General features: G+C 66.8%; 1 pseudogene. It reads right to left on the bottom strand.

What is annotated here, in order from left to right:
- Positions 1-183: 183 nt before the first annotated feature.
- Positions 184-301, bottom strand: a pseudogene (locus MKK69_RS10110) (carbon-phosphorus lyase complex subunit PhnI); the annotation flags it as partial.

Genomic DNA, 301 nt, shown 5'->3' with positions numbered 1-301 from the left:
TGCCCTCGTCGAGATAGGCGAAGTTGTAGCCGGAGCCCGTGTCGCCCCTCTCCTCCCCCTTGCGGGGAGGAGCCGGGGGTGGGGGTAGTGCAGGATCGACCGCTACGGTGCCGTCTGCACCACCCCCACCCCCGACCCCTCCCTGCAAGGGGGAGGGGAATGAAGCCGGTATCGCCGTTTCGCTCATTCCGCGGCCTCCTGTATCTCGACGGGTTCGGATTTCCGCTCGAATTCGGCGCGTAGCCGGCGAACCAGTTCCAGCTCGGCCTGGAAGTCGACGTAGTGCGGCAGCTTCAGGTGC

Source organism: Methylobacterium sp. J-026 (assembly GCF_022829585.1).
Taxonomy (GTDB): domain Bacteria; phylum Pseudomonadota; class Alphaproteobacteria; order Rhizobiales; family Beijerinckiaceae; genus Methylobacterium.
Note: the sequence above shows the minus strand (reverse complement) of the source record. Positions and strands in the feature narration are given on the sequence as shown.